This window comes from Mesoplasma grammopterae ATCC 49580, assembly GCF_000701525.1.
Classification (GTDB): Bacteria; Bacillota_I; Bacilli_A; order Mycoplasmatales; family Mycoplasmataceae; genus Mesoplasma; species Mesoplasma grammopterae.
Map to the genome: position 1 here is coordinate 148,414 of NZ_JNJC01000001.1, position 26,688 is coordinate 175,101.

Sequence of the window (26,688 nt, forward strand, 5' to 3'; positions counted from 1 at the left end):
TTTCCTCCTGTATTTTTTAATACTTAATTATTATATCAATAAGTTGATACCATTATCAATTCTTATTTATTAATTTTTCTTTGATATGGTTGCGTCGCTAATTGAAATTGGCATAATTCCATAACTTGAACTAAAAGCAACCTTCATTGTTTGGTCGTTTATTTCAATAACAACTCCATCACCAAAAATCATGTGTTCTATAACATCATTCTTTTCATATCTTGCAGATGTTTTGACCTGCTGATTTGATTTGATTGAACTTAAGTGGCTTGTATTAGCAAACGGATTTGAACTCTTTTGATATTTACCCTCGAATTGATATAAATCTTGGTCGAATTCCTTAATAAATTTTGATGGTGCTAATTCTGATTGTGAAATAAATGAAAATTCACCTTTAATATATGTTATATAAACTTTTTCTTCTGCTCTTGTTATAGCAACATATAAAGTTCTTCTCTCTTCTTCTATTTCTCTAGCTGAATTTGAAGATAATCTACCTGGAAATACATCTTGATTAAGACCGACAACAAAAACTATTTTATTTTCCAAACCTTTTGCAGCATGTACAGTTAATAAAGTAACTTTTTGTGCTTCAATATCATCAGCATCAGAATTTAATAGTGCTTCTTCTTGTAAATAAGAAACTATTTTTTCTATTGATCCTTCGTTTGAATCTTCAGGTTGATATGATTTATCAAAATTTTCTAGTTGATCGTACAATGAGTCTATGTAACTTAAATCCTCTTTTTTTTCTGTATCCTTCAGTTTTTGAATATATCCTGACTCAACAAGCATATATTGCAATGTCATCCTGATATTTTTGCTTTCATTATAAACATTTGCAGAGTTTGAAAGAACATTTCTTATTGTTGTCAAATGTTTTGAAACTTGATTTATATGCAATTCATCTTCATTAACAATTAAGTCATAAAGCGATACATTCATGTCATTAGCTTTTTCTTTTAATTTTTTAATTGTTACATCCCCAACTTTTGGAATGCTTTTTAAAACTCTTTCAACAGCTTGTTCATCTTGTGTAGCTAAAGTTCTTAAAAAAGCATTTGCTTCTTTAATTACTTTTCTGTCTTTAAAACGAATTCCACCAATTAATTGAAAAGGAATTTTATTATTTTGAAATTCCTTTTCAAATTCTTGTGATCAAGCATTAAGCCTGTATAGTACAAAAATATCTTTATACTCATAACCATCTTTGATTAATTCCTTAATTTTTAAAGTTACATATCTTGCTTCATCATTTCTAGATTCACATTCTTTAATTGTTGGTAAATCTCCTGTTGCATTATTTGTAAAAATATCTTTAGCTTCTCTATTTTTATTATTATTAATAAAGTCGTTTGCTAAGTCTAAAATTTTCTGAGTTGATCTATAATTTTGATTAAGTGTGATGCTAACACCATTTGAAAATGATTTTGTAAAATTCAAAATAATATCAACTTTTGCTCCACGTCAAGAATATATTGTTTGATCTGGGTCTCCAACTACTGTTAAATTATTTTTATCTCTTGTTAAAAATTTTATTAAATCAAACTGCAGATCGTTTGTGTCTTGAAACTCATCAACCATAACATAATCATATCTATTTCTTCATTTTTCTAAAGCTTCAGGATGCTCATTAAATAGTTTAAAAACAAGAACTTGTAGATCGTTAAAATCAATTGAATTTATTGTTTTTAAATAGTCTTCATATTTTTGATATAACGTAGCAATAGCTCTTTCAATCCCACTATAACATTCTTCTGTTGCTTCTAATGGAGATGTTAAATCATTCTTTCAATTACCAATTCTATAAATAATTTTTTTCTCTGTGTATTTTTTTAATTCAGGTAAATGACTAAAGTGTTCATTTATTAAACTTCTTAAAATTGCAATTTGATCACCTTGATCGATAATTAAAAAGTTTTTATTTAAACCTACTAATTCAAAATCTTCTCTTAAAACTCTTGAGCATCAAGCATGAAATGTAGAAATATGAGGATTACTTGTTAAGTTAGGTATAATTTTTGTTACTCTATCTCTCATTTCTCTTGCTGCTTTATTGGTAAAAGTCACAGCTAATATTTTATAAGGAACCATTTTTAGTTCTTCAATTAAATAAGCAATTTTTGTGGTAATTACTTTAGTTTTACCAGAACCAGCACCAGCAACTATTCTTAACGGTTTGTCTGTTATTGTTACCGCTGCCAATTGTTGTTCATTTAATTGTAATAATAAATTATTCATGGCTTTCTCCTTTTTCTTTTTGTTCAATTTGTTTTTGATTCTTTTTCTCAATTTTTAAATTTTCAGTTAAGCTAGGTTTATCAACTTGTATTGAATTATAAAATTCTTTTTCCTCTGAGTTACCAATTTCTTCTAAAATTGCATCATCAAATTTACCCGGTGTTTCTTTTAAAATAGATTTACCAGATTTATTTTTATAAATTTTTGTTTGATTTTGTTTTTCTAAAACAACTATAACTTTGTTCTTCATATCTACTGATGATTGATGATTTTTTTGTAATTTAATGGACAGTGCTATAGCAATATTTCAAATTAAAAAAATTCAATAATTTAATTGATATATTATATAACCTGCGTCTAAATAAACACTAGATTTAGTCTTATCATATTTTGACATTAAGAAAAGAAAAAGTATATTTCCTAAATATAATAGACACCATGGCAGTAATATGAATCATAATTCGCGTTCAAATATATCTTTGAACTTTAATTTTTCGCTTGCTTTAAATTTCACTAACTTTATTCTAAAAATAATTTTTCCTACTGTTTTACCATTTAAAAAGTATGGTAGTAAAACAAAGTAGGAAAAATTTCATATTAATGCTGCTAAAAAAATTATAAATAAGAAAATTCAATTACCTTCTTTAGCTTGATCTTTAAAGATAAAACCTAAAATTAAAAATAATAAAGAACTAATAATTAAATCTGTAAGTCTTGCAAAAAATATTTTTCATAAACTTGGTAAATAAAATTCATTTTCCTTTAATGCATTTTCTTCTACTTTTAATAATTCATAATTTCCATCAACATTTTTATTTACTTCAAACATTATCAATTATCCTAATTTTTTTAGTCGTTCATTAATAAAGCTATTGAAATTTTCCATTCTTATTGTGAAATCTGGGTTTGCGTTTTCTAAGAAAATTGCATTTTGTGTTATGAATTCCTTCACTTTTCTGTCGAGTTTTGTATTAACAAATAAAATTGCTTTTTTATGAATAGCTGGATTCTTGATGCTTTTTGAAAGATTCAAGAAATCATATGCCATACAGTAATTGGCTGCAAAGTTTAATTCATCTTTAAATTCTTTATATGTTCCAATTCTTCTGTAGTAGTTTAATACGTGAGGTCATTGATTAACTATATCAAAAATTGAGTATTTAGGTACAGATACTTTATGTTTAAATAAAACATCTCCTGATAAATAAAAGTTTCTTGAGTGTGCAAGTGCCATAAATAAAAATAGCATATCAAATCTAACATTCTTTTTAAAAGTTATTCTAAAATCTTTTATAAATTTACTTCTAAATAATTTACCATAAACTTCTTGTGAAATATAAGCAAATACTTCTTTATTATCTTGTAAATCATACAATTTATTTGTTTCTAATAATGGTTGTGTATGACCCTCAAATAGATTTGATTGTTCATACTGAACTTCAATTAAATCTATTTTAGCTTGGTTTGATTCAACGATGTTTTGTACTGTCTGTACATAATTTTCATTAATTAAATCCCCTTCTTTTAAAAATGAAACATACTCACCACGAGCTAACTCTATCCCATTATTTCAATTTAATGATTCTCCTTGACCTTTTGAATTAAAGATTAGCATAATTTTGTCGTTTTCAATAAATTGATCTCTAACAAAATCTATAGCTTCTTTTTCAATGTTTGGTTCGTCAACTACTATGATTAATTCATATGAATCATTAGTTTGTTTTTTTAGTGTATTAATTGTTTTAAATAATTTTTCTTCTCTAGCTTGGCTAGAAATAATAAATGAAACTAACATCCTTTTACCTCTCTTGAATATAACTATATATATTTTACACTAAAAGGTATTTGTTTGTTATTTATTCCTTTAAGTAGTTATCGAAGAACCTAATTATTTTTTAAAATGATTTTAAGATATAATAATAAATAACGAGAATACAATAAGTTTTTTAACATGAAAGGACGATATTATGAGTATAAAAAATTATTTATTACAAAATGAAATACCATCTAACGAATGATTAACAAAAGATGATAACAAAGAAGTAATTAGATCTGTTTCTACAAAAGTAGCAGATGTTAATAACTTATCAAAAGATGAAGAACTAACAATGAAAAAATTAATTGATTTTGTTGTAGCTAGTCAAGACGATGAATTTAATTATGAAGATAAAGAAGACTATTTACGTCCCGCTGTTGGGCTTGCCGCACCTCAAATTGGTGTAAATAAAGATATGTTTTATATTAGATTTAATTTACCAAACAACCAAATAGAAGAATATGCAATGATTAATACAGAATACGTCGCAAAATCATCAAGAATGGCAGCATTAGAAGAAGGCGAAGGATGTTTAAGTGTTGATGAAGACAAACATGGAATTGTTCCAAGATCTTGAATAATTTCTGTTAAGGGGTTTGACTGATTAAAAAAAGAATGAGTCGAATTAAAACTTAAAGACTACCGCTCTATTGTTTTTCAACATGAAATGGACCACAACATTGGTAACTTATACTATGACCATATTAATGTTGATGAACCTGAATTTATTGACGAAGATTGAGTTGTTCTTTAATTTGTGATATTATCAATTTAACAAAAAACAAATTACATATTAAATGTTAAGTCATTATATTTTAATTAATAATCATAAAAATGAAAATTTAATAGTTAAAAGTTAAAACATAAGTAATATTTATGTATGTTTATTTTATATAAATGGAGGAAAAATGGAAAAGGAAAAAATAACTTCTACTAATCAAATTATTGAAAAAGAAGATTTTGAACCTTTTGTTTTTAAACAAAAAGAAGTTCAAAGAAAATATATTAAAACTGAATCACCAACTAAAGTTTTTGCTTTAGGTGGACTTGAAGAAATTGGTAAAAATACTTACTGTATAGAACATGAAAACGAAATTATTATGATTGATGCTGGAGTTAAGTTCCCAGATGATTCTATGTTAGGTATTAACGCAGTTATTCCTGATTATTCATATTTAAAAGAAAATGAATCAAAAATAAAAGCACTTTTCATAACTCACGGACATGAAGATCACATTGGTGGAATTCACTATTTAGTTAAACAAGTTAATATACCTGTTATTTATGCGCCTGAATTAGCTGCTGCTTTAATTAGAGATAGATTGAAAGAACATAAATTAACTGACAAAACAATTGTTAAAGAATACGTTGCTGACGATATATGAGCAACTAAAAATTTACGTGTAAGTTATGCAGCTTTAAACCACTCTATTCCTGATGCTTTTGGTATTTTAGTAGAAACACCAAATGGAAATATTTTTTCAACAGGGGATTATAAATTTGACTGATCACCTTTAGGGCACTTTGCTGAATTAAGTAAATTAGCTAGCATGGGTGATAAAGGAATCGAACTTTTAATGTCTGATTCAACAAATGCTGAAGTTGAAGGTTATACACCTGGTGAAAAAGGAATTATTGAAAATATTGATAAATTATTTCTAAAAGCAAAAGGTAGAATATTTATTACAACTTTTGCTTCTAATGTTCACCGTATTCAACAAATTGTTGAGTTAGCTAATAAATATGACAAAAAAGTTGTTATTCTTGGGAGATCAATTGAAAGAATTATTAAAATAATCCGTCAAATGGGTCACTTAAAAATTAATGATAAAATGTTTATTAAGGCAAATGACATTGATAAACATCCAGCAAATAAAATAATGATTATTTCTACAGGTAGTCAAGGTGAACCAATGGCAGCTCTTTCAAGAATTGCTACAAATAGACACCAATCTATTTCTATTATTCCCGGTGATACAGTTATTTTCTCTTCATCACCAATCCCTGGAAATAGAGCTGATGTTGAAATCTTAATTAATAGACTAACTAGAATTGGTGCTAATGTTATTGAATCTTCACCAAGCAACAGAATTCATACTTCAGGTCACGCTAGTCAAGAAGAACAAAAATTATTATTTACATTATTAAGACCAAATTACTTTATGCCAATGCATGGTGAGTTCAGAATGTTAAAAAAACATATTGAAACAGCTGAATCTGTTAACCTACAAAAAGGGCACGGATTTGTTATGGCAAATGGTGATCAATTAGAATTATTACAAGGTAATGCTCAAATTGGTAAACGTGTTGATGCTGATGCTATTTATGTAGATGGAAAAGATATGACAGCTCATGCTTCAAATATAATTAGAGAACGTGACATATTAAGTAAAGACGGTTTAATTTCAGTTGTTGTTTCAATTGATTCTCAAACTAATAAATTATTATGTGCACCTAGAATTATTTCACGTGGAAGTTTTTATGTAAAAGATTCAGGTAATGTAATTAGTGAAGCAATTACAATTGTTACAGAAGCTATAAATGAAGTATTAAATTCTAATAAGCCTACATTTGGTGCAATAAAAAAAGCGATTAAACAATCACTTTCTCCATATATATTTAAAACTAAACGTAGAAATCCATTAATCATTCCAGTTATATTAAACAAAAAATAAGAGTTTAAAAACTCTTATTTTTTTAATAATTAATGTTTGTGATTTTTAATTTTTTAATATTTTTTGAATATTTAATAGAATTTTTTAAGTCTTTTCGTGCTTTTAAATCTGTTGCATTTTTTAATGATTTTCTAAATTTAATTATTTCTAATTTTGATTCTTGTCTAACTTGTACAACTCAAGCTTTTCTTTTTGAAGCATAATCTTTTTTATTATTCTTGAATTTTAATTCTTCTAATTTGACAATATTATTATCAGTTATTGAACTATCATATTTTTTTCTAATATTATAGAAATCGATATATGCTTTATTTCACGCGTCTTTAAATGATAGCTTTTCTTCTTTTTTCATTGCTATTGCATTATTCAATATAGTTTGATTTGTGTAAGCATATAAAGACATTGATTCTTCATATGATAATTTAGAGTCTATATTTAATTGTTTTTCATTTGATTTAAAAGTTGCAAAGTATCTTTGATTTACAAAATTTATTATTGAAGAAATTAAATTTAAATTAGTTCCAAATGAAAGTTTATTTCTTATTGAAGCTGAAATAAATTCAATTAATAACGTAAATAAAATAATACCGAATAATAATGCTCCAAATTCATTAAAATATTGATCAGAGAAATATGAATTTAATAAATATCCCATATTACCAGCTCCGACAGCTCCTAACATTGCAACTTCTTTAAAGTTTATATCAAATCTATAAATAATATTTGACATCGCTGCTGTTGATGTTTGAGACATTATCCCATATCTTAATTTGGTAAATCAATTAACTCCTGTTGCTTCAAGTTGAAAAATTATTTTTTGATTTATATCATCAAATAACTCTCTATTATATTTTGTAAGCATGCCTATAGTTCCCATAATAAGAGCTAATACACCTGTAAAAGGTCCCATTCCAACAACAATTACAAATATTAATGCATAAATGTAACTTGGAATTGCCCTCATCATTGATGTTAATGCGACAAAAATTCTTGCTACATATTTATTAACAATTTTTTCTGATGATAACATACCTAATACATATGCAATCACTGCACCTATAAAAGTCCCTACAACTGCAATAGATAGAGTTTCATATAAAAGATACATAACACTATAAGGTGCATTACTGTTTCCACCATTTGCTTTAGAAATGAATAATGATGATCAATTTATTTTTAAAATTTCTAATAAATTTTTATTTGTTGCTTCAATTAATTCTTTTGATGAAAGTTTAAATTCTAGTAATGTTAATGTGTAAATAAAGAAACCTAAAATTATTGCATATAAAACTATTCTTTTAATATAGTTTTTAGGCTCACTTCTTAAAACTTTTTCAACAGATAGATTTTCAATAAAATTTTTATTAGCATTAGCTCTTTCATTTTTTATTTCTTCTATTTTTGCATTTTTAATTTCATTAACCTTAAATTTAAATTTTACTTTATTTATTTTATCTATTCTATAACGTAAGCCAGTTTCAAAATCTTTTGCATACAAGTCAAAACTATTTGGATTTGATTTCTTTAAATTTTTATAAGCTTCGACGTCACTTTCTATTTTAGTACTTAAGTCACTTTTAAAGTTATTTATTAATTCTTTTTTTTGCTCTACCAATTTTTTAGTATTTTCTTTGTTTTTAGAATCAGTTATTTTTTTATCTATATCTAAACAAAGTACATTTTTGATATAAAAATTAATGTCTTTTTGAGATTTTATTTTATTTATTCTTTTATCAAATTTTCTTTGCTCTTTACCATCTATTCTGAAATCTTTATCTTCTATAATGTAATTTCTAATTAATCATATTGAAAGTTCTAAAAATAGTATAACTGCAACTAATAGAGTTAATAAGAAACCAACTCTATTTCACTCATTATAGTCAACTGCATTGTTTATCATTTGACCTATTCCCATTCTTGTTACACCCGCAATGATTGAAACATATCTTATGTTAGTTTCAAGAGAGTAAAACATTATTGAAAGTACATGATGAGATACCTGAGGTCAAACAGCTGCTCTAAATGATACAGATTTATTTGCTCCAGTTGATTGAGAAGCAGTAAATATTTTAATATTTATTTGTTCTATTCTTTCATACAATGTTTTACCTGAAATTGAAAATGTAAACATAGTTAATGAAAGCATTACTGTAAAAGTTGTAGCACCAAAATAATTTACAAGAACTAATGCATACACAAAAGATGGTATAGTTCTAAAAATTGAAAGTATAAGTCTAGCTATAAAATTTACAGATTTATTTTTTACAATATTTGAAGAAGCTAAAATAGCTACAGGAATTGCAATTACAACACCAATAACAGTTCCAGCAAATGCCATAACGATAGTGTCTCATATAGAAACAAAAGCGTTATATAAAAACGAGTGGCCTGTACCATTAATTGCGTTAAAGTCAGTTCAATCTCATTTAAACATTTCACCTATTCTTTCAAAAAGACTAGGCATATCTCTAAAAAACTCTAATCATTTTGAATCTAAAGTGAAAAATGAGAGTATCACTATAAAAAGTGTAAATAAAGTTATTGATCAAAAGAATATTTTTTTTGGGGATTTTGAATAGTTATCTTTTATCTTGAATGCTTTTTGATTCAAAATAGAATTTGATAATCTTTTAGTCATTATTTTCCGTAAATTTCTTCTAATTTGGATTCATTTAATTTTTTAGGTTCCCCATCAAATACTATTTCTCCATCTTTTAAACCTATTATTCGATCACAATATTTTAATGCTAAATCGACATGATGAATATTTATAATAACTGTTATATTTAATTCCGAGTTAATTTTCTTAAAATCTTCCATAACTCTATTTGCTAATATTGGGTCAAGTGCTGAAACAGGTTCATCTGCTATTATTATTTTAGGATTTTGATTTATTGTTCTTGCTAAAGCAACACGTTGTTGCTGACCACCAGACAAATTATCAGCCCTAATATATGAAAACTCAAGTAAATTAAGTTTTTCAAGAGCTGCAAGAGCATTTTGTTTTTCTTCTTTAGTAAAAAATCCTGCCATTGCTCTAAAAAAATTCATTTGAGCAACTCTTGAGTTTAAAACATTTTTTAAAACTGTTTGTTTTTCAATATTGTTGTACTCTTGTGACATTAACCCAATGTGTTTTCTTAAATTTCTTAAAGATTTACCTTTAGTTTTATTTATTTCATATTTTTCATTTTCATTTATGTCAATAAAAATTTCTCCAGAGCTAATATTATTTATCTTATTTATCGTTTTCAACAATGTAGTTTTACCAGCTCCTGATAAACCAATAACAGCAACAAATTCACCCGCATTAATTTTTAAATTAATATCTTTTAAAACATGTTTTCCATTTGGTCAAACTTTTTCAACTTTTTTAAATTCTATCATTATATTCACTTAGCAAGCAAAATACGCAAAATGCGTATTTTAACTATCTTTCTATTAAAATTTTTTTACTAAAGATCTTTTATTAATGTTTCAATTTTTTCTGCTTCAACACTAGTAACAGTTATTTCTTTATCTAAAGCTGTTTCTCATTCAATTGGAGTTTGTTCTTCTTTAGGTCCAATATAATCTGTATGGTTGTACACATTAAAAATTTCTTTATTTTCTTCTTTACTAATAAGATCTTTGAATGAATCTCTTAAGTCTTTTATAATTTTATCATCATTAATTCTTTTTCTTGAATACATTATTCCGTCATTTATAATTTTGTCTGACATTCCAATAACACTTGTATTTTTAAATGCTTTTATTGAAGCTGCTTCATCCTTGATTTCGTATCTAATATCACTGAAACCAACAGCAACACCGTTTGATGTATTTGAAACATATTGTGCAGCTGATGGATAATCAGCTTGTCTATTTGATTTTGTATATATGTATTTAACTTGTTCATCATTAAATCCAGCTACATTTTTAAGTCACATTAAAGGATAAATAGTTCCTGCGCTTGATGTTTTACTTTTTGAAACAGAAAAATTCACGTCTCCTTTTGCTTCTTCACCATTTGCTCCAGGTAAAATTAATTTTCTTAAAGCAGCTTGATATTCATCATCTGCTGAAATTTCAGATAGTTTAATATCACTCTTATTTAACAAATCATTATTTACATAAACATAAGATCTGTAATATTCTGAATTACTGCTTGTGTCTAAATATTTTTCTCTTATTTGTTCTTTTGTTATAGTTTCATTACCTGTAATATCTAATATTTTATTATATTCATTTGCATATTTTAAAGAATCTGATTGTGTTATAGAACCAGCTGGCATATCTTTTTCAACTGTATATGCATCTCTAGAAGATTCAAGAAGAATACCTAATTTATCATATGTTCCGTCTTCTTTAATAGTACCTTTGTTTTTATTGTAAGTTCCTACTGGTAAAAATGCTAAATCAGCTTTACCAGCAGCTAGTGTTGAGCCAGCAGCTTCATAACTTGTAGAAGTTGAAATTTTAACTTTTTTAGTAAATGTTTCACCACGCTCTTCAGCTTTTGCTTTCATTTCTGCTTGTAGTTTTTCTTCCAATGGTTTAACTGTGTTAATAACTTCAGTTGCATTATTTGATGGAATAAAAATAATGTCAAATGTATCTGTTGTTCCACATGAGACAACTGTTGTTGCAGCTGTTCCTGTTAATCCAATTGCACCAACTATTGCTAATAATTTTTTCATATTTCCCCCTATTTTGAAAAAACCAACTTAAAGAAAAACTTTAAAAAATAGAAAAAAGAGGTTTTTTTTTACAAAAAACCTCTACACACTTATAGTCCCGAGATTGGTCCGGGGCGGTTCAGTAGCCCATTATGCTACCCTGTATAAGTTTTTCTTATTAAGTTGTTATTTACATTTTAAACATATTTTTAAAAACAAACAATAGTTTATGAAAAAAATATTTTTTTCTTACATTATACTTTTTGAAGTAAAAATATTATAATTAATCTAACCATAAAAGGAGATTATAAAATATGGCTATAAATAGAAATTATGGGCGAAGCTATATTCCTAGAGGGTTTATAAAATTTGCTCAAATATTAGGTACAGCAGTAACTGCTATTATACTAATAATGACAATTTACTTTTTTTCAAGTAGTGATTTCTTGGGTTCAGGTGATCCAAACACAGTTACATTGAGTTCTTTAATAATTGGTATCGAGATTTACTTCTTGTGAAAATCAATATATTCAGCATATGTAATAATTACTTATTTAAATTCTGCTTCAGATGAAGAAGTAATTGCTAATAGATATATACTTGCAATTTTGAGTGTTGGGGTTGGAGGATTAATTACACCTTTCATACTAACATCATTACCAAATATCGAAACTCAATCTTCAATGAATCCAAGAGCATTCTTGGCAAAACACTTGGGATTAACAATGTTAATTGGTTTTACATTATTTTTAGTATCTTTTGTTTGAATAACTTTATCATCAGGAATAACATTTAATGAATTAATTGATACAAGTACTGATTTTGGATTAATCGGGTTTTTATCTTTAACTTTATCAATTGTTGGTTTATTAATAGGAATTCTTGGATTTGGACTATTTTCAAGAAGCAATTCATCTGATTTAATGAAAGAAAAAAACTTACAAGGATATATGATGCAAATAGTTGGTGTTATTTTTACAATCATTGCCACTTTAGAATTAGTATTCTTAATTATAATGGCTATCATTAGATTAATAGGTGTTATATTCCAATCTTTTAGTTATATGAACCGTTACGATGGATTCTTTAAAGTATTTGCAATATTCTTGGCATTTTCTAGAATAGGACTTGAAATTTGATATGTTACTTGAGTTGTTTCAATGTATTCAAAAATTATTTCAGGTCTTTGATCAAAAGAACAAGTTATTAAAATTAATAACTTTGAAAAAGTTGATGAAGCTAGAGTTCAAGAACAAAAAGCATAAAAAACGGATTTAAATCCGTTTTTTTTATTATGAAATATTAATTAAATTCTAAAAACAAATATGTTATTTTAATTCTTTTTTAGCTTTTTTAAGTGCTACATCATAAATCAACTTTGCTTCTTCATCAATGTAGTCATTAGCGTGTTCTCCATTTTTAACAAAAGATAATGCATACGCATAGCCACCAAAACCTAAAACAAAACCTAAAACAAAAAATATACCACAAAAGACAAGTTCAATAATTCCTTTAGTTTTTTGGGCTTCATCAATTATGACATGATTATTTAAATCTTCTCAATCATAGCTTTTAGAAGTAAATAAATCTATCATTCCAACAGACATCAAAATAGAAGCAATTATAACAAAAATAAGAGCTAAAATAACTCATGGTAATATTTTTTTATTAACTGTCTTATAACATCCCATATGACTTGTGTATATTCTTCCACTTGTTGACACAAAACCTAAATTTGAATTATTAGTAGTATAAATAGCGCCAGCTGAACTTTGACCACTTCTGCTTAATTGGTATGGTTTTATTGGTTGTTTACAATAGTTACAATTTTTCATATTATCTCCTTTACTTATTATATTTTATAACTTTAAAAATAATATTTTTATATAATATAAATATAACATTTTCGGGGCAAGGCGAAATTCCTTACCGATGGTAATAGTCCATGAACCTTAATTGGTTGATTCAGTGAAATTCTGAAACCGACGGTATAGTCCGGATGGTAGAAAATGTCAGCTACAATAAACAATTTTTTGTTTAATTTTTTGCTGTCCGCCTTGCTTTTTTATAAGCGTTTTTTTATACCCGAAAGGAGGGACTAATATGGATAAAAAATATAAGTTATGAAATTATAAATATGATTTTTCAGAAATAAACCTAAAGAATTGAAAAGAAGTATTAAAAGATACTTTTAAACTTAATACTAGAAAAATAGCTTTGCTTTCAATGTTATTCGCAATTGAAATATTGATGACTATAATTTCTAAAGTCATTATGGGTTTAGCAATTCCAATGATTGTTGGTGTTTACACAATCGAGATTTCTTTCTTTGTAATACTAATTATATATTTGTGTTCCAACTACATATATGCATCTATATTGTCCATTACTGCAATTTGGTTTAGATTATTATTAGGTAGTGAACCTATAGGTTTACTTTCAATGATGATTTCAGATACAACCTTTTTAACAATTTTTGCAATTTCATTTTTTGTCTTAAAAAAATTTATATTTTTAAAATTTATATTTAAAAATCAAATAAAAATTCTTATTGTTTTAATTTGTTTTGCTGGTTTAATATCTATGATTGGATCAGGTTTTATCTCAATGTTATGTAATGATAAATTTATTTTCGAAATGTATTATTTATCAGATGATGGTAGTGGTTATTGAAAAATGCTTTTATGAGTCGGATTTGGTGTAACTTTAGCTAAATATAGTATCAATATTTTGCTCTTTGCTTCAACGCTAAAGGTTTTATTAATTTTAATTAAACAATCTAGAGCATAAGAAAAACAGACACGAGTCTGTTTTTTATTTATTAACTTAATTATTTGTTTTGGATTGCAGCAATTCCAGGTAATTCTTTACCTTCCATATATTCTAATGAAGCTCCACCACCTGTAGAAATTCATGAGAATTCATCTTTGAATCCTAATTTAATTGCAGCTGCAGCTGAGTCTCCTCCACCAATTAAAGTGAAACCTCCATCAGCTTTACGTTTTGCAGCAGCTTCACAAACAGCAACAGTACCAGCTTTGAAATTTTCAAATTCACTAACTCCCATTGGCCCATTTCAAACAACAGTTTTTGCATTTGCTAATTCTTTTTCATACATTTCAATAGTTTTTGGTCCGATGTCTAATCCCATCATTCCTGCTGGAACATTTTCTCCACATAATGTTGGAGCAACATCAGCATATTCAGGAGCACATAAACTATCAACAGGTAACATTATTTTTCCATTAGCTTTTTCTAAGTATTCTTTAGCCAATTCAACTTTATCAGCTTCTAATAATGAGTTACCAATTTCTAATCCCATTGCTTTGTGGAATGTATAAGTCATACCTCCACCAATTAAAATTTTGTCAACTTTAGTTAAAAGGTTGTCAATAACACCAATTTTGTCAGAAACTTTTGCTCCTCCTAAAATTGCAACAAAAGGTCTTTCAGGTGCGTCTACTCCTTTACCTAACATTTCAATTTCATTTTGAACTAAGAAACCTAATGCTGATTCAGAAATGTTTGAAGCTATACCAACGTTTGAAGCATGAGCACGGTGTGCAGTACCAAATGCATCATTAATAAATACATCTCCAAGACTTGCTCAGTATTTTCCTAATTCTGGATCATTTTTTGACTCAGCTTTAACTACTTCACCATCTTTTACATCTTCGAAACGAGTGTTTTCAAATAATAAAACTTCTTTTTCATTTAATGCATTAATTGCAGCTTCTAATTCAGTTCCTCTTGTTTGGTTAACAAAGTTTACTGATTGTCCTAAAACTTCTTCCAATCTTTTTGCTACTGGAGCTAATGATTTAGTTTTTTTGTCATCTTCACTTTTAATTCTTGATAAGTGTGAAAATAAGATAACTTTTGCATCATTTTCAACTAAATATTTAATTGTTGGTAATGCTGCTTGAATACGATTGTCATCAGTAATAACTCCATCTTTTAATGGAACATTAAAGTCAACACGAACTAAAACTTTTTTTCCTTTTACATTAATATCTTTTAATGTTTTTTTCAAATTGTAATTCATTTTATTCTCCTCTTTTTTCTTTACAATATATATTTTAACTCTTTTATATAAATTATTAAATTAATAACAAAAAAAATACCCCAAAGGGTATTTAAATTTATTAATTCTAGGAATTATAATCCCATGAAGTAAATTGTTGTTCTTACTAATTGTGAAACGTATGATGATTCATTGTCATATCATGCACAAACAGTAACTAATTGTTCACCATCAACTTCAGTAATTTTTGTTAATGTTGCATCAAAGATTGAACCGAATGATGATCCGATTGTATCTCCTGAAACGATTTCTTGTGTATTAAATTTAATTGCTTTTGATAATTCAGCGTCTGCTTTAATTGTTGCTTCAACAGTTGCGTTAATTTCTTCAACAGTTGTTTTTTTGCTTAATTGTAAAGTAACGTCTGTAATTGATCCTGTAATTGTTGGAACACGTAATGCGTATCCATCTAATTTACCTTTTAAGTTTGGTAAAACTAATGAAACTGCTTTAGCTGCTCCAGTTGTTGAAGGAACGATGTTTCATGCTGCTGCACGTCCTCTTCTTAAGTCACCATGAGGTAAGTCTAATAATTTTTGGTCATTTGTTACAGCATGAACAGTAACCATTTTTCCTTTAACGATTCCGAATTTTTCATCCATGATTTTAGCAACAGGTGATAAACAGTTTGTTGTACATGAAGCTCCTGAAATAATTACGTCTTCTGCTGATAAGTTTTTGTGGTTTACACCATAAACGATTGTTTTCATTTCTCCTGTAGCAGGTGCTGAAATAATAACTTTTTTTGCTCCAGCTGTTAAGTGAGCTGATGCTTTATCTTTATCTGTGTAGAATCCTGTTGATTCGATTACTAAATCGATTCCTAATTTACCTCAAGGTAAATCAGCTGCGTTTCTTTCAGCAAAGATTTTAATTTCTTTTCCATTAACGATAATTGAGTTATCTGTGTATGAAATTTTTCCTTCTTGGAATTTTCCTTGTGCTGAGTCAAATTCTAATAAGTAAGCTAATGTTTTTGTGTCTGTTAAATCGTTAACAGCAACGATTTCAACTCCTTGGTTGAATAATTGTCTAAATGTTAAACGTCCGATTCTTCCGAATCCGTTAATTGCAACTTTTTTTGACATATATTTTATCCTCTCTTGTAATATCTATACAATAATAATTTTACACTCTTAAATAAAAAAGAACAAATTTTTCAAAAAAATCTTTGAAAAATTATGTTCTTTTAGATTGTTTTCCCATTAGTGTTACAAATGTTGTTAAAGTTGTTATTCTTTCTTTTAGTCTAGCTACTTTGATAACTTCAATTTCTTTATTATTTTTATTTATATTATAAATTTTATCTAGTTCATAAAACGTAAAATTTGAAGACATAAAAGTAAGTTTTTTTCTATTCATTCTGTAATTCAAAATTATATATCATAAATTATCTCTTGTTCAGCTTGAAACCATTTCACCAGCAAAGTCATCTATAAATAAAATGTCAGCTTTTTTCATTTGATCAATATATGGAATAGAAGAATTAGAGTTTTTACTAAACTGTTCCTTACATTTTTCTATTATATCTGGTGCAGTACAAAAAAATACTTTGGCTTCTCTTTTTGCTGCTTCATTGGCTAGTGTTTTTAACATTGTTGTTTTACCAATACCAGGGTTACCATGTAAATAAACTCCCTTAATATTTATTCGATCAATATTTTTTATGTCTTTAATATAATCAACAACTAATTTTCCTGAATTTTTTATTATCAATTCTCGCTCTTGAATTTCTTCAGCACTAAAAAAGTTTTCAGTTTTTAGATCTTCTAAATAATTCTTTACTGTCTTAGGAAACGCATCTACACTAAAGTCTTTATAAATATAATTATTTTTAATTGTTTGGTTTTTATTTTCATATAAAAAATGAGCACAAGGTGAAGAACTTAAATAAAAGTTTGAATTTTTAAAAGTTAAGTTTAATTGTCGCCCCCTAATTCTTTGCTTACATTCCTTTATTGGACCAGTTGAGCATTCTGTATAGTCGGATACAAATTCAAATAAAATAATAAAATTTTGTTTTAAAACATCATCTGTTATTTCATGAGATTCATTTTTGCTATTTTCAATTAAATTTGCAATAACTCTATTATCTTTAAAAATTTGAATATCCATATTCGACCTACCATTCTATATCTATATTTTGTTCCATTACGAATTCTGTTGTTTGTTGGTTAGCATATGTATAATTTTGATCTTCAACATTTTTATCAGTTCTTTTGCTAACATTTTTCAAATATGTATAAAGTTCTCTTGTTGTAGAAATTTGTTTGTTTTTTAAAGATTCAACTATTTTTACAACATAGTTATAAATAAATTTTTTATTATTTTTTAAGTATGAATAACTAATCAAACAATTTAATATTCCATCAGATAAGTTGTATCTTGTTTTAAGCGAACTAATTATATCAATAACGTTTTGATCTGCTTCAACGTCCATACATTTATTATAGAATGTAAGTCATTCTGTAGAATTAAAACTATTAATAATATTTATGTCATCATCTGATAAATCGTTTCCAAAAGTTTTTCTTATAAATTCTTTTGATATAGCTTTAAACTCAATATTTAAAGCTATTCAATCAATTTCTTTAATTGATTTTTTATAATGGTTTACTAGTAGTTCAGCTATAAATTTTATACTAAATTCTTTTTTTAGTAGAAGCGCATCTAAATTTGATTTTACGCTTTCATTAAATTCTATTAAAACACCTTTTTTTACCAAAATGTTATTTAACTCAAATAAGTTAAGCATTTCTTCACAAATATAAACATCTTTTTTTATTGTTTCAACAGCTTGTTCAATATCAATTAAATCTAATTCGTTGTCTTCATTGTTTTCAAACAGATCTTCAACTTCATAATCTAGATCATCAATATTAAATTCTTTATTCTTAAATTGTAAATGCGCTAGTTCAAAGTTTTCTTCACCAACTTTTTTTAGTAGTCACCCTCTTGTGGCTTGATTCTCAAAGAATTGCTTTGGAGACAACGGTAAGTTTACTACAATTGCCATGTTTCCACTTTTTTTAGATTTGAAACATTTAATCAATTTAAGTTTTGAAAGTTTCCCTAAATTTTTCTTTAGCTGTTTTTCAGGTGATGCTGTTATTAATGCTATTCTTTCTAAAGTAAAAGGTGATGAATTCAATTTTTTACTTCAGTTACTTTCTAATATTAAAGTATTATATAGTCCAATGGCTGATGAACCTATGATGGGCTGGTATAAATTAAAAAGAACTTCATGATCAATTTTTGATAATTCTTTTGATCAGTGAATTAAATACTTACGATTTAAAATGTTCATACCATACCCCCTTGATACAAATATAAATATAAAATAAAAAAATATGAAAAAATTAATAATTTATATAGACTTTTTAATTATTTTTTGTTGTGTTTATAAACATTAAAAAAACCTATGTTAAACATAGATTTATTTTGTGTTTTCCACATTTCCACAAAAAGCTAGTGTTGACATTTTGTACAAAAGTATGTTCCACGGCCTGCAACTTGTTTTTTTAATATCTTTGTCCCACAAACAAAACATTTCTCGTCTTTTCTTAAGTGCACTTTTAATTCATGTTGGAATTGACCAGTTTCACCATCTCCAGATTTATAACTATGTATTGAAGTCCCCTTTAAATTGATAGCTTTTTCTAATATTGCATTAGAAAACTTGATAATTTTTTTAAGTTCTTCATCTGTTAATGTTTTTGTTATTCTTTCTGGATTAATACCTGCTGCAAATAAAATTTCGTTTGCATATATATTACCAATTCCACAAAGAACACTTTGATCTAATATAAAAGCCTTAACTAAAGAATTAGATTTAATCGCTTTTTCTTTTAGATATTTAAAAGAAGGTTGATTATTTAATGGCTCTGGACCTAATTTATCCATTCCGCTTTTTTCTTTATAATTTTCTTTATCTCAAATCTCAATTGTTCCAAATTTTCTAGAATCATAATATTTTAAATATTCGCCGTTTGATAGCTCAAACTGTAATCTTAAATGGTTTGCATTATAAATATCTATTTCTTTTTTTGAAATACTTCATTTACCTTCCATTCTCAAATGACTTATAATAATTTGATTTGAAAGTTCAAACATTAAATATTTTCCATAATTTGAAACATTGAATATTTTTTGATTTGAAACATTTTTATAAAAATCTTTAATTTCATTTCTTCAAATCATTTTTTCAAAAAAACATTCTGCATTTAAAATTGTTGTATTTGCTACTCTTTTGTTTAAAAAAACAGCAACCGTTCTAACCTCTGGTAGTTCTGGCATTTTTCCCACTCCTTAAATTATTTTAACTCAAATCAATTATTACCTTTAGACTTATTAACTTCAAGTTTAACTTCTATTGGTTGTTCTTCTTTTTGAACTATTTTTGATAAATCAACAAAAGCATTTTTCATGCATTCTTCAACTATTTTGACTGCTAATGATTCTTCGCTTTCAAAAATTTCAAAAATGATTTCATCATGAATTTGTGCAGTCATAAAACTTTTAAGATTATTTTTAGTAAATTCTTTATGTATATTATTCATTGCTACTTTTAATATATCAGCAGCAGTCCCTTGAATTGGCATATTTACAGCTATTCTATTTCCAAAGTTTTTTACCATGAAATTAGAAGACGTCAATTCACTAACAATTCTTCTTCTGTTTGCGTAAGTTTCAGCATATCCATTAACAGTTGCCTGGTTTATTAAACTATTCTTATATGTCATAAGTTTTGGAAATGAAAGATAATAATCATCAATAAATCTTTTGGCTTCAGGAATTGATATTTTTAAGTCATTACTTAACCCAAAGTCACTTAGGCCATATATGATTCCAAAGTTAAAGACTTTGGCTATTCTTCTTTGATCACTTGTAATTTCTTTATTTTCTTCTAATTTAAATATTTTTCTAGCAGCTTCAGCATGAACATCTCTATCATTCTCAAAAATATTTAATAAAGTGTCTTCTTGCCCTAACTGGGCCAAAACTCTAAGCTCAATTTGTGAATAATCAAAACTAAAAAATTTTGTTTCATTATTTGAAATGAATATTTTACGTGCTTCTCTTTGCAATTCATCTTTAACAGATATATTTTGAATATTTGGTTCAGATGAAGATAATCTTCCTGTGTTAGTAAGTGTTTGATTAAATATAGTATGAACTTTATTATCATCAAAAATAAATTTTTCAAAACCTCTAAGATATGTTGAATATAGTTTATTTAATTTTCTATGTTCTAATAATAAATTTATAACTGGGTGTAAATGTATTATTTTTTCCAAAGCTTCTTTATCTGTACTTTGTTTTTTATTTGATGGTAAACCAATTTGGTCAAATAATAATTCTTTAATTTGTTTTGGCGAACTGAAGTTAAAATTTTCGCTTATTTGATCTTTTAATATTACTTGCATTTTCTCTTCTAATTCTTCAATTAAAAAAAGTGTTCTTGCTGTTTGTTTATCTAATTCAACTTTATCAATTAAAATACCTTTTTGTTCCATATTAAATAAAACTTCAACTAAAGGAAGTTCGATTTTTTCGTATAGATCAAATTGGTTATTTTCTTTCAATAAATTTATTATTGGTTTATGTGTTGAGTAAAGTAATTCTAACTTTCCAACAATAAATTTTGCTTTTGATGCAGTATCTATTTCTTTATTTTGCTTTACACCTTTACCATAGAAAAGTTCGTCTTCCTCAACAAATAATTCTGTTTCTACTATATTAGCTAAATTTTGAATTCTAGAAGTCACATTAGGATTTAAAACATAAGAAGCAATCATTGCATCATAAGTAAAACTAGAAAACGAAAATTTTATATTATTGTTTCTTAAAAGAGTTACTGTTTTCTTAATGTCATAAGTATTTTTTTTAAAATGATCATTTAAGAAAAATTGTTCAAGTTCTAAATCATTTATTATGTCATTTAAGTAAAAGAATCCTTTTTCATTACAAATGGCTAATCCTAATACCTGTCCTTTATGATAGTTTTCATCTATTGATTCAATATATAAAAAGTTTGTTTCAGAAGAAAATTCATTATTTCATTTTTTTAATTCATTAAACTTTATTTCTTCTTTGTTAATTTGTTCATCTTTTCCGTTAATATTGCCAACTCTAGTAGATAATCTTTTTACTAATGAATTCATTTCATATTTTTCTAAAAAATTAATAAGTCCATTTAAATTTAAATTTATTGGTTCAAAAACCAAATTTTCTATTTCTACTTCACAATTTATTGTTGCTATTTCTTTGCATAAAATTGCTGAGTCTTTTCCGTTAATAAGTTTTTCTTGTAATTTACCTGATATAGAATCAATATTTTCATATATTCCTTCTATAGTTTGGAATTCTTTTAATAATTTAATTGCGGTTTTCTCACCAACACCTTCAACTCCTTTAAGATTGTCTGAAGGATCACCCATAAGCCCTTTTAAATCAACAACATTTTTTGGAGCTACTTCTCATTTTTCTAATAATTCTGCTTCTCCAAATAATTCTAGATTTGATGTTCCAGTTTTTGGCAATAATATTTTTGTTTTATCACTAATCAATTGAAACATATCTTTATCACTAGTTAATATTTCAACTTCAAATTCACTAAAATTATTTTCTAAAGTTTTTGACATGGTTCCAATTAAATCATCAGCTTCATAGTTTTCTTTTTCTCATCAAGAAATATTTGATGAATCTAAAAATTCTCTAACAATTTGAAATTGGGGAATTAAATCTTCAGGAGTTGCTGATCTTCCTGCTTTATAATTTTCTAACTTATCATGTCTGAAAGTTTTCTTTGATTTATCAAAAGCTACTTTTACATCATAATAGTTTCTATCACTTATTAAACTAGTTAGCATATTCGCAAAAGAAAAAATTGCATTGGTTGGTATACCAGTTGTTGTTTTTAAAACTGGTCCTGCGTATGCACTTGCATAATATGCTCTAAATAATAATGAGTTTCCATCTACTAATAAAATTTTCTTCATAATTCCCTCTTTTCAATTAAACCGGTTTAACTATAGATTCAAGTATTCCTGTTATTTTGTTCTTATATTTTTGTGTTCTTATTTTTAAAACATAATTTTTGTTAGTAACTAAATCATATTGTAAATTTTCAAAGTTTGATGAAAATACTGTTAAGTCAATTGATTCGGTGTCATCAAAAACAGTTACAAAAGCCATATTTTTTTGATTCTTATCTTTAATAACTCTAATTCCTGAAATTTGACCAATTATATTTACGTCATTCATATTTTCAACTAATTTAATAATGTCATTTGGTTTAAAAAACGCATTTTCATTTTTTAATTTTGTTAATGGGTTTGAAGATATATAAAAACCAAAAACTTCCTTTTCATAATTTGATTCAACTTCTTCATTTAATTCTTCTTCAAATAAATTTTCTATTTTAGTTTGTTTATCTAATGATATATTTTCATTGAACGCCATCATAGCACTAAAAATAAAGTCCTTATTAGCTACCATAGTTGATTTATTATACCCAAAACAATCAAAGCTTCCTGCTTTTGCTAATAAAGTATAATTTGACTCATTTAAACCTTTATTTTTCATATAAAAGAAAAAATTATTTAAATCATCAAATAAATTTGAGTGTTCTTCATAAACTTTATTTAGAGTTGTTATAAAATCTCTACCAATACCCTTAATTAATGTAAGAGGCATGTAAATTCTGTTTTCTGAACTTGTGTAATTTAATTTTATAGTGCCTTCAAGTTTTTTATTTATTGCAGGCTTCACAGATGGTTTAATAACCTCTATGCCAAATTGTTTTACTTCTTTAATATATCTGCTAGTTTTGCTTGGATTACCAACTACACCATTTAATAGTGCTGTATAAAATTCAGCTGGATAATGTGCTTTAAATCAAGCCAATCAATAACCAATGTAAGAATACGCTATTGCATGTGATTTGTTAAAACCATATTTTGCAAATTGTTCAATTCAGTTTCAAATCGCAACAGCTTTTTCATTTGAATAATTATTTGCCATTGCATTATTAATAAATTCATCTTTGACTTCCATCATATATTCAATTTGTTTTTTACCCATTGCTCTTCTTACAATATCAGCTTTACCTAATGAAAAATTTCCTACTAATTGTAGTATTTGCATAACTTGTTCTTGATAAACAATCACACCATAGGTTGGTAATAAGATATTTGCCAAACTTTTATCTATCAAAGACACTCTTCTATTATTCTTGTTATTTATGTAATCTGGTATCATTTCTTGCGGACCAGGTCTGTATAATGAGGAAGCTGCAGAAATATCATTTATATTATTAACCTTCATATCAATTATTAAATTAGTCATACCTTGAGATTCTAGTTGAAATATACCTGTTGTATTTCCTTCTCTAAGAATTTTAAATGTTTTAGCATCATTTAAATCAATTTTTGAAAGTGTAAAATCTTCATTGTAATTTTTCTTTACAAGATCTAAAATTTCTTTTAAAGTAGTTAAATTTCTTAGCCCTAATAAATCCATTTTGATTAGACCGATATCTTCTAAATAATTCATATCAAATTGAGTCTGATATATTCCATTTAATGATTGCCTAATAGGTAAAACGCTTCTTAGATCAATATCACTTATTATTATACCAGCAGCATGTGTACCTGTTTGTCTAGGACAACCTATTAATTTTTCAACAAGTTTAAATATATTTTTAAATTCAGCTTTTTCACTATATTCTTTTATTAATTTTTGTGATTTAAGTATTTCATCAAAACTTAAATAATCATCTGTTAGGGATTTTGTTATAAGGTTAACCAAATTCATGTCAATTTGATAAATTCTACAAGCATCTCTGAAAGCTGATTTAAATGCGATTGTTTGATAAGTAACTATTGTTGCAACATTATATTTTCCGTATTTCTCAAATAAGTACTCAATAACTTCATCTCTTCTGTTATCTTGAAAATCTATATCAATATCTGGCATTGTGATACGCTCAGGATTTAAGAATCTTTCAAATAGTAAATTATATTCAATTGGGTCAATCGTTGTGATTCTTAATAAAAAGGATACTAAACTACCTGCTGCACTACCCCTACCAGGACCAACAATTATGTCATTTCTTCTAGCAAAAGAAACATAGTCATGAACTATCAAGAAGTAATCTGCAAAACCAGTTTTTTCAATAACACTTAATTCATGATTTAATCTTTGAATATATTCTTCTTTAATTGGTTTATGTTTAACATTTTTGAAATAATGTTGTAATCCCGCTAGACATTTTTGTTTAAGGTATGAAAAACTAGGCATATTATCAGGCGCTATAAATTTTGCCATATGTTTCTTATTATCTTCAAAAATATTAAGATTAACATTATCACTAATATATTTACCTATTTCTTCAGAATTAGGAAAAATTTGAGATATTTCATCTTCATATGGATATGCTTCATTAATTTTGTATATCTTATTTGCTTCTGTGATTGTTAAATTATTTTTTAAAGCAAAAAGACCTTTATAAAGATCTTGTTCATCATCAGAAATATATCTTATAGGGTTAAAAAATATTTTTTTATCATTTGTATTTATAATTTCAGCATTATTAAAAAATTCATCTTTATTATCAACGTTAGTTATCAAAAATGAATTATTATCAACATATTTTTTTAAGAGATCAAAAATTTCTTCATCATTCAATTTAACATCTTCATTTAAATCCGAAGAAATGATACATGTATATTTATAAGCTGCTTTATTTTTTGGAATTAAAGTAATTATTTTTTTATCATTTAATTCAATTGATAATCCTATAATAGGCTTAATGTTTTCTTTTAAGGCTTTTTGAAAAAATTCAGCTACCCCATACATAGTTTTATTTTCGCAATAAAATAAATGTTTAAATCCTTCATTTTTCGCAAAAGAAATATAGTCATTAATTTTTATTAATGACTCTTGAAAATTATAAACACTACGCACATTTATTAGGGGTATGAAATTTGACATTAATCCTCCTTGTTGATTTCTTCTGTGAAACTCCCATTTCAAAAAACAAATTTCTGTATTTTATTTTCCATTGTATAATCCAATAGTTCATTTCAGAGAATAGCATTTTCTTGTTGTTCAGCCATTCATTTTTTAGGTTTTGTAACTGGTTGTTTTGGTACAAATAATGAACATGCATCATCAAAAGGCAAAATAGAAGTCTCATAAGATTTAATAAATTTAGAAATTAATATGATTTCTTCTTTGTCATATGTTAGAACTGGTCTTAAAATAGGTAGTTCACTTGTTGAATTTATTACATCAATACTTTGAATTGTTTGAGAAGCAACTTGTCCTAAGCTTTCACCTGTTATTAAAGCTTCTTGCCCATTTTGTTTTGCTAATTTATTAGCTATACGCATAAACATTCTTCTCATGATTGTTATCTTGTAGCTTTCTTCTGGCATATGTTGTAGTTCTTGTAATAACATTGAGAAATCACAAACATAAAGGTTAAATTTCTTTGAATTATATTTTGAAACAATTTTTGCAAGTTCAAATACTTTATCTAAAGCTTCAGGAGAAGTATGTGGTGGTGTCATAAAATGAATGAAATCAACATGCATACCTCTTTTCATTGTTAAGAAAGATGCAACAGGTGAATCTATTCCACCACTTAATAATGAAAGACCTTTACCACTAACTCCTACAGGCAGCCCTTTTAATCCTTCTATTCTTTTTGAAAAAATTTGAATACCATCTTTTTTAACAAGCACTTCAATTTTTAAATCTGGATTATGAACATCGACAATAAGATTATCCACAGCCTTAAGAACCATTGGAGCTAATGCTAACTTTAAGTCTGCACTTGTCATTGGAAAACTTTTATCTTTTCTTGTAATTTCTAGTTTAAATCTTTTATATTCAGATTTTTTGGCAATCTCAATAACTTTTTCAGCAATTTTATCTAAATCTTTTTCACATTTTTCTATCACTGATAATGAATATATACCAAAAACTGTTTTTAATTCTTCAAGAACGTCTTCTAATATTTCTTCTTCTGCATCAATAACTAATGAATTATTATCTTTAATAAATTTAATTTTTGATTGATCAAATTTTTTTAATTTAAATTTTATGTTATCCAAAAGTTTGCTAATAAACATGTGTTTATTATTACCTTTTAATGTTAACTCACCATATCTTACTAATATACTTTTCATTTTTCCTAATTTCTAT

At 26.3% G+C, this 26,688-nt stretch carries 19 protein-coding genes and 2 riboswitches; of the genes, 4 read left to right on the top strand and 15 right to left on the bottom strand.

The window, feature by feature from the left end:
- Window positions 1–69: 69 nt before the first annotated feature.
- From T314_RS0100755 to T314_RS0100765, 3 genes are read right to left on the bottom strand one after another with little or no spacing between them, the layout of a single operon-like run.
- Entirely contained in the window at window positions 70–2,241 is a 2,172-nt protein-coding gene (locus T314_RS0100755; protein ID WP_029511754.1) for an ATP-dependent helicase, read from the bottom strand.
- Complete coding sequence (locus T314_RS0100760; RefSeq protein WP_029511755.1) at window positions 2,234–3,070, bottom strand: RDD family protein; 837 nt, start codon at window positions 3,068–3,070, stop codon at window positions 2,234–2,236. The genes T314_RS0100755 and T314_RS0100760 overlap by 8 nt, the downstream gene beginning before the upstream one ends.
- A 6-nt stretch (window positions 3,071–3,076) precedes the next feature.
- Window positions 3,077–4,036 (bottom strand): glycosyltransferase, encoded by a 960-nt coding sequence (locus T314_RS0100765; protein WP_029511756.1) that lies wholly within the window; start codon window positions 4,034–4,036, stop codon window positions 3,077–3,079.
- Between the two features lie 172 nt (window positions 4,037–4,208).
- Here T314_RS0100765 and def point away from each other — a divergent pair, with 172 nt between their 5' ends.
- Both def and T314_RS0100775 read left to right on the top strand, forming a co-directional pair.
- Window positions 4,209–4,811 (top strand): peptide deformylase, encoded by a 603-nt coding sequence (def, locus tag T314_RS0100770; protein ID WP_029511757.1) that lies wholly within the window; start codon window positions 4,209–4,211, stop codon window positions 4,809–4,811.
- A gap of 154 nt (window positions 4,812–4,965) precedes the next feature.
- Entirely contained in the window at window positions 4,966–6,732 is a 1,767-nt protein-coding gene (locus T314_RS0100775; protein ID WP_011183468.1) for a ribonuclease J, read from the top strand.
- 22 nt (window positions 6,733–6,754) lie between these two features.
- Here T314_RS0100775 and T314_RS0100780 read toward each other — a convergent pair whose 3' ends face one another.
- The 3 genes from T314_RS0100780 to T314_RS0100790 form a co-directional block, all read right to left on the bottom strand.
- A complete protein-coding gene (locus T314_RS0100780) occupies window positions 6,755–9,370 on the bottom strand; it encodes a PhnE/PtxC family ABC transporter permease (RefSeq protein ID WP_051612865.1) in 2,616 nt (871 codons plus the stop codon).
- Window positions 9,370–10,119 carry a phosphonate ABC transporter ATP-binding protein gene (gene phnC, locus T314_RS0100785; RefSeq protein WP_029511759.1) on the bottom strand — a complete coding sequence of 250 codons (750 nt, stop codon included), beginning with the start codon at window positions 10,117–10,119 and terminating at the stop codon, window positions 9,370–9,372. Before phnC ends, T314_RS0100780 begins: the two co-directional genes overlap by 1 nt.
- Before the next feature lie 68 nt (window positions 10,120–10,187).
- Window positions 10,188–11,411, bottom strand: a complete 1,224-nt coding sequence (locus T314_RS0100790) for a PhnD/SsuA/transferrin family substrate-binding protein (RefSeq protein WP_029511760.1) — start codon at window positions 11,409–11,411, stop codon at window positions 10,188–10,190.
- 87 nt (window positions 11,412–11,498) lie between these two features.
- A riboswitch (nucleoside riboswitch) is annotated at window positions 11,499–11,560 on the bottom strand.
- Window positions 11,561–11,704: 144 nt separating this feature from the next.
- On the opposite strand from T314_RS0100790, the gene T314_RS0100795 reads away from it, so the two are divergent.
- Window positions 11,705–12,655: a hypothetical protein gene (locus T314_RS0100795; protein ID WP_029511761.1), complete on the top strand. Its 951-nt coding sequence runs from the start codon at window positions 11,705–11,707 to the stop codon at window positions 12,653–12,655.
- A gap of 63 nt (window positions 12,656–12,718) precedes the next feature.
- On the opposite strand, the gene T314_RS0100800 is transcribed toward T314_RS0100795, so the two are convergent.
- Window positions 12,719–13,225: a hypothetical protein gene (locus T314_RS0100800; protein WP_029511762.1), complete on the bottom strand. Its 507-nt coding sequence runs from the start codon at window positions 13,223–13,225 to the stop codon at window positions 12,719–12,721.
- A 63-nt stretch (window positions 13,226–13,288) separates the two neighbouring features.
- Window positions 13,289–13,405, top strand: a riboswitch (FMN riboswitch).
- 88 nt (window positions 13,406–13,493) lie between these two features.
- Here T314_RS0100800 and T314_RS0100805 point away from each other — a divergent pair.
- Entirely contained in the window at window positions 13,494–14,180 is a 687-nt protein-coding gene (locus tag T314_RS0100805) for an ECF transporter S component (RefSeq protein ID WP_029511763.1), read from the top strand.
- A gap of 40 nt (window positions 14,181–14,220) precedes the next feature.
- Here the strand turns inward: T314_RS0100805 and T314_RS0100810 are convergent, their stop codons facing one another.
- The 8 genes from T314_RS0100810 to thiI all read right to left on the bottom strand — a co-directional run bounded on the left by T314_RS0100810 (window position 14,221) and on the right by thiI (window position 26,672).
- Window positions 14,221–15,435, bottom strand: a complete 1,215-nt coding sequence (locus T314_RS0100810; RefSeq protein WP_029511764.1) for a phosphoglycerate kinase — start codon at window positions 15,433–15,435, stop codon at window positions 14,221–14,223.
- Window positions 15,436–15,548: 113 nt separating this feature from the next.
- A complete protein-coding gene (gene gap / locus T314_RS0100815; RefSeq protein WP_029511765.1) occupies window positions 15,549–16,562 on the bottom strand; it encodes a type I glyceraldehyde-3-phosphate dehydrogenase in 1,014 nt (337 codons plus the stop codon).
- Window positions 16,563–16,653: 91 nt separating this feature from the next.
- Window positions 16,654–17,589 carry an AAA family ATPase gene (locus T314_RS03875; RefSeq protein WP_051612866.1) on the bottom strand — a complete coding sequence of 312 codons (936 nt, stop codon included), beginning with the start codon at window positions 17,587–17,589 and terminating at the stop codon, window positions 16,654–16,656.
- A gap of 7 nt (window positions 17,590–17,596) precedes the next feature.
- Window positions 17,597–18,781: a DnaD domain protein gene (locus T314_RS0100825; RefSeq protein ID WP_029511767.1), complete on the bottom strand. Its 1,185-nt coding sequence runs from the start codon at window positions 18,779–18,781 to the stop codon at window positions 17,597–17,599.
- Window positions 18,782–18,942: 161 nt separating this feature from the next.
- Window positions 18,943–19,770: a DNA-formamidopyrimidine glycosylase gene (gene mutM, locus T314_RS0100830; protein ID WP_029511768.1), complete on the bottom strand. Its 828-nt coding sequence runs from the start codon at window positions 19,768–19,770 to the stop codon at window positions 18,943–18,945.
- Window positions 19,771–19,787: 17 nt separating this feature from the next.
- Window positions 19,788–22,475: a DNA polymerase I gene (polA, locus tag T314_RS0100835; protein WP_029511769.1), complete on the bottom strand. Its 2,688-nt coding sequence runs from the start codon at window positions 22,473–22,475 to the stop codon at window positions 19,788–19,790.
- 16 nt (window positions 22,476–22,491) lie between these two features.
- Window positions 22,492–25,470, bottom strand: a complete 2,979-nt coding sequence (gene dnaE / locus T314_RS0100840; RefSeq protein WP_029511770.1) for a DNA polymerase III subunit alpha — start codon at window positions 25,468–25,470, stop codon at window positions 22,492–22,494.
- Window positions 25,470–26,672, bottom strand: coding sequence for a tRNA uracil 4-sulfurtransferase ThiI (gene thiI, locus T314_RS0100845; protein WP_029511771.1), 1,203 nt, complete (start codon window positions 26,670–26,672; stop codon window positions 25,470–25,472). Before thiI ends, dnaE begins: the two co-directional genes overlap by 1 nt.
- Window positions 26,673–26,688: the final 16 nt, after the last annotated feature.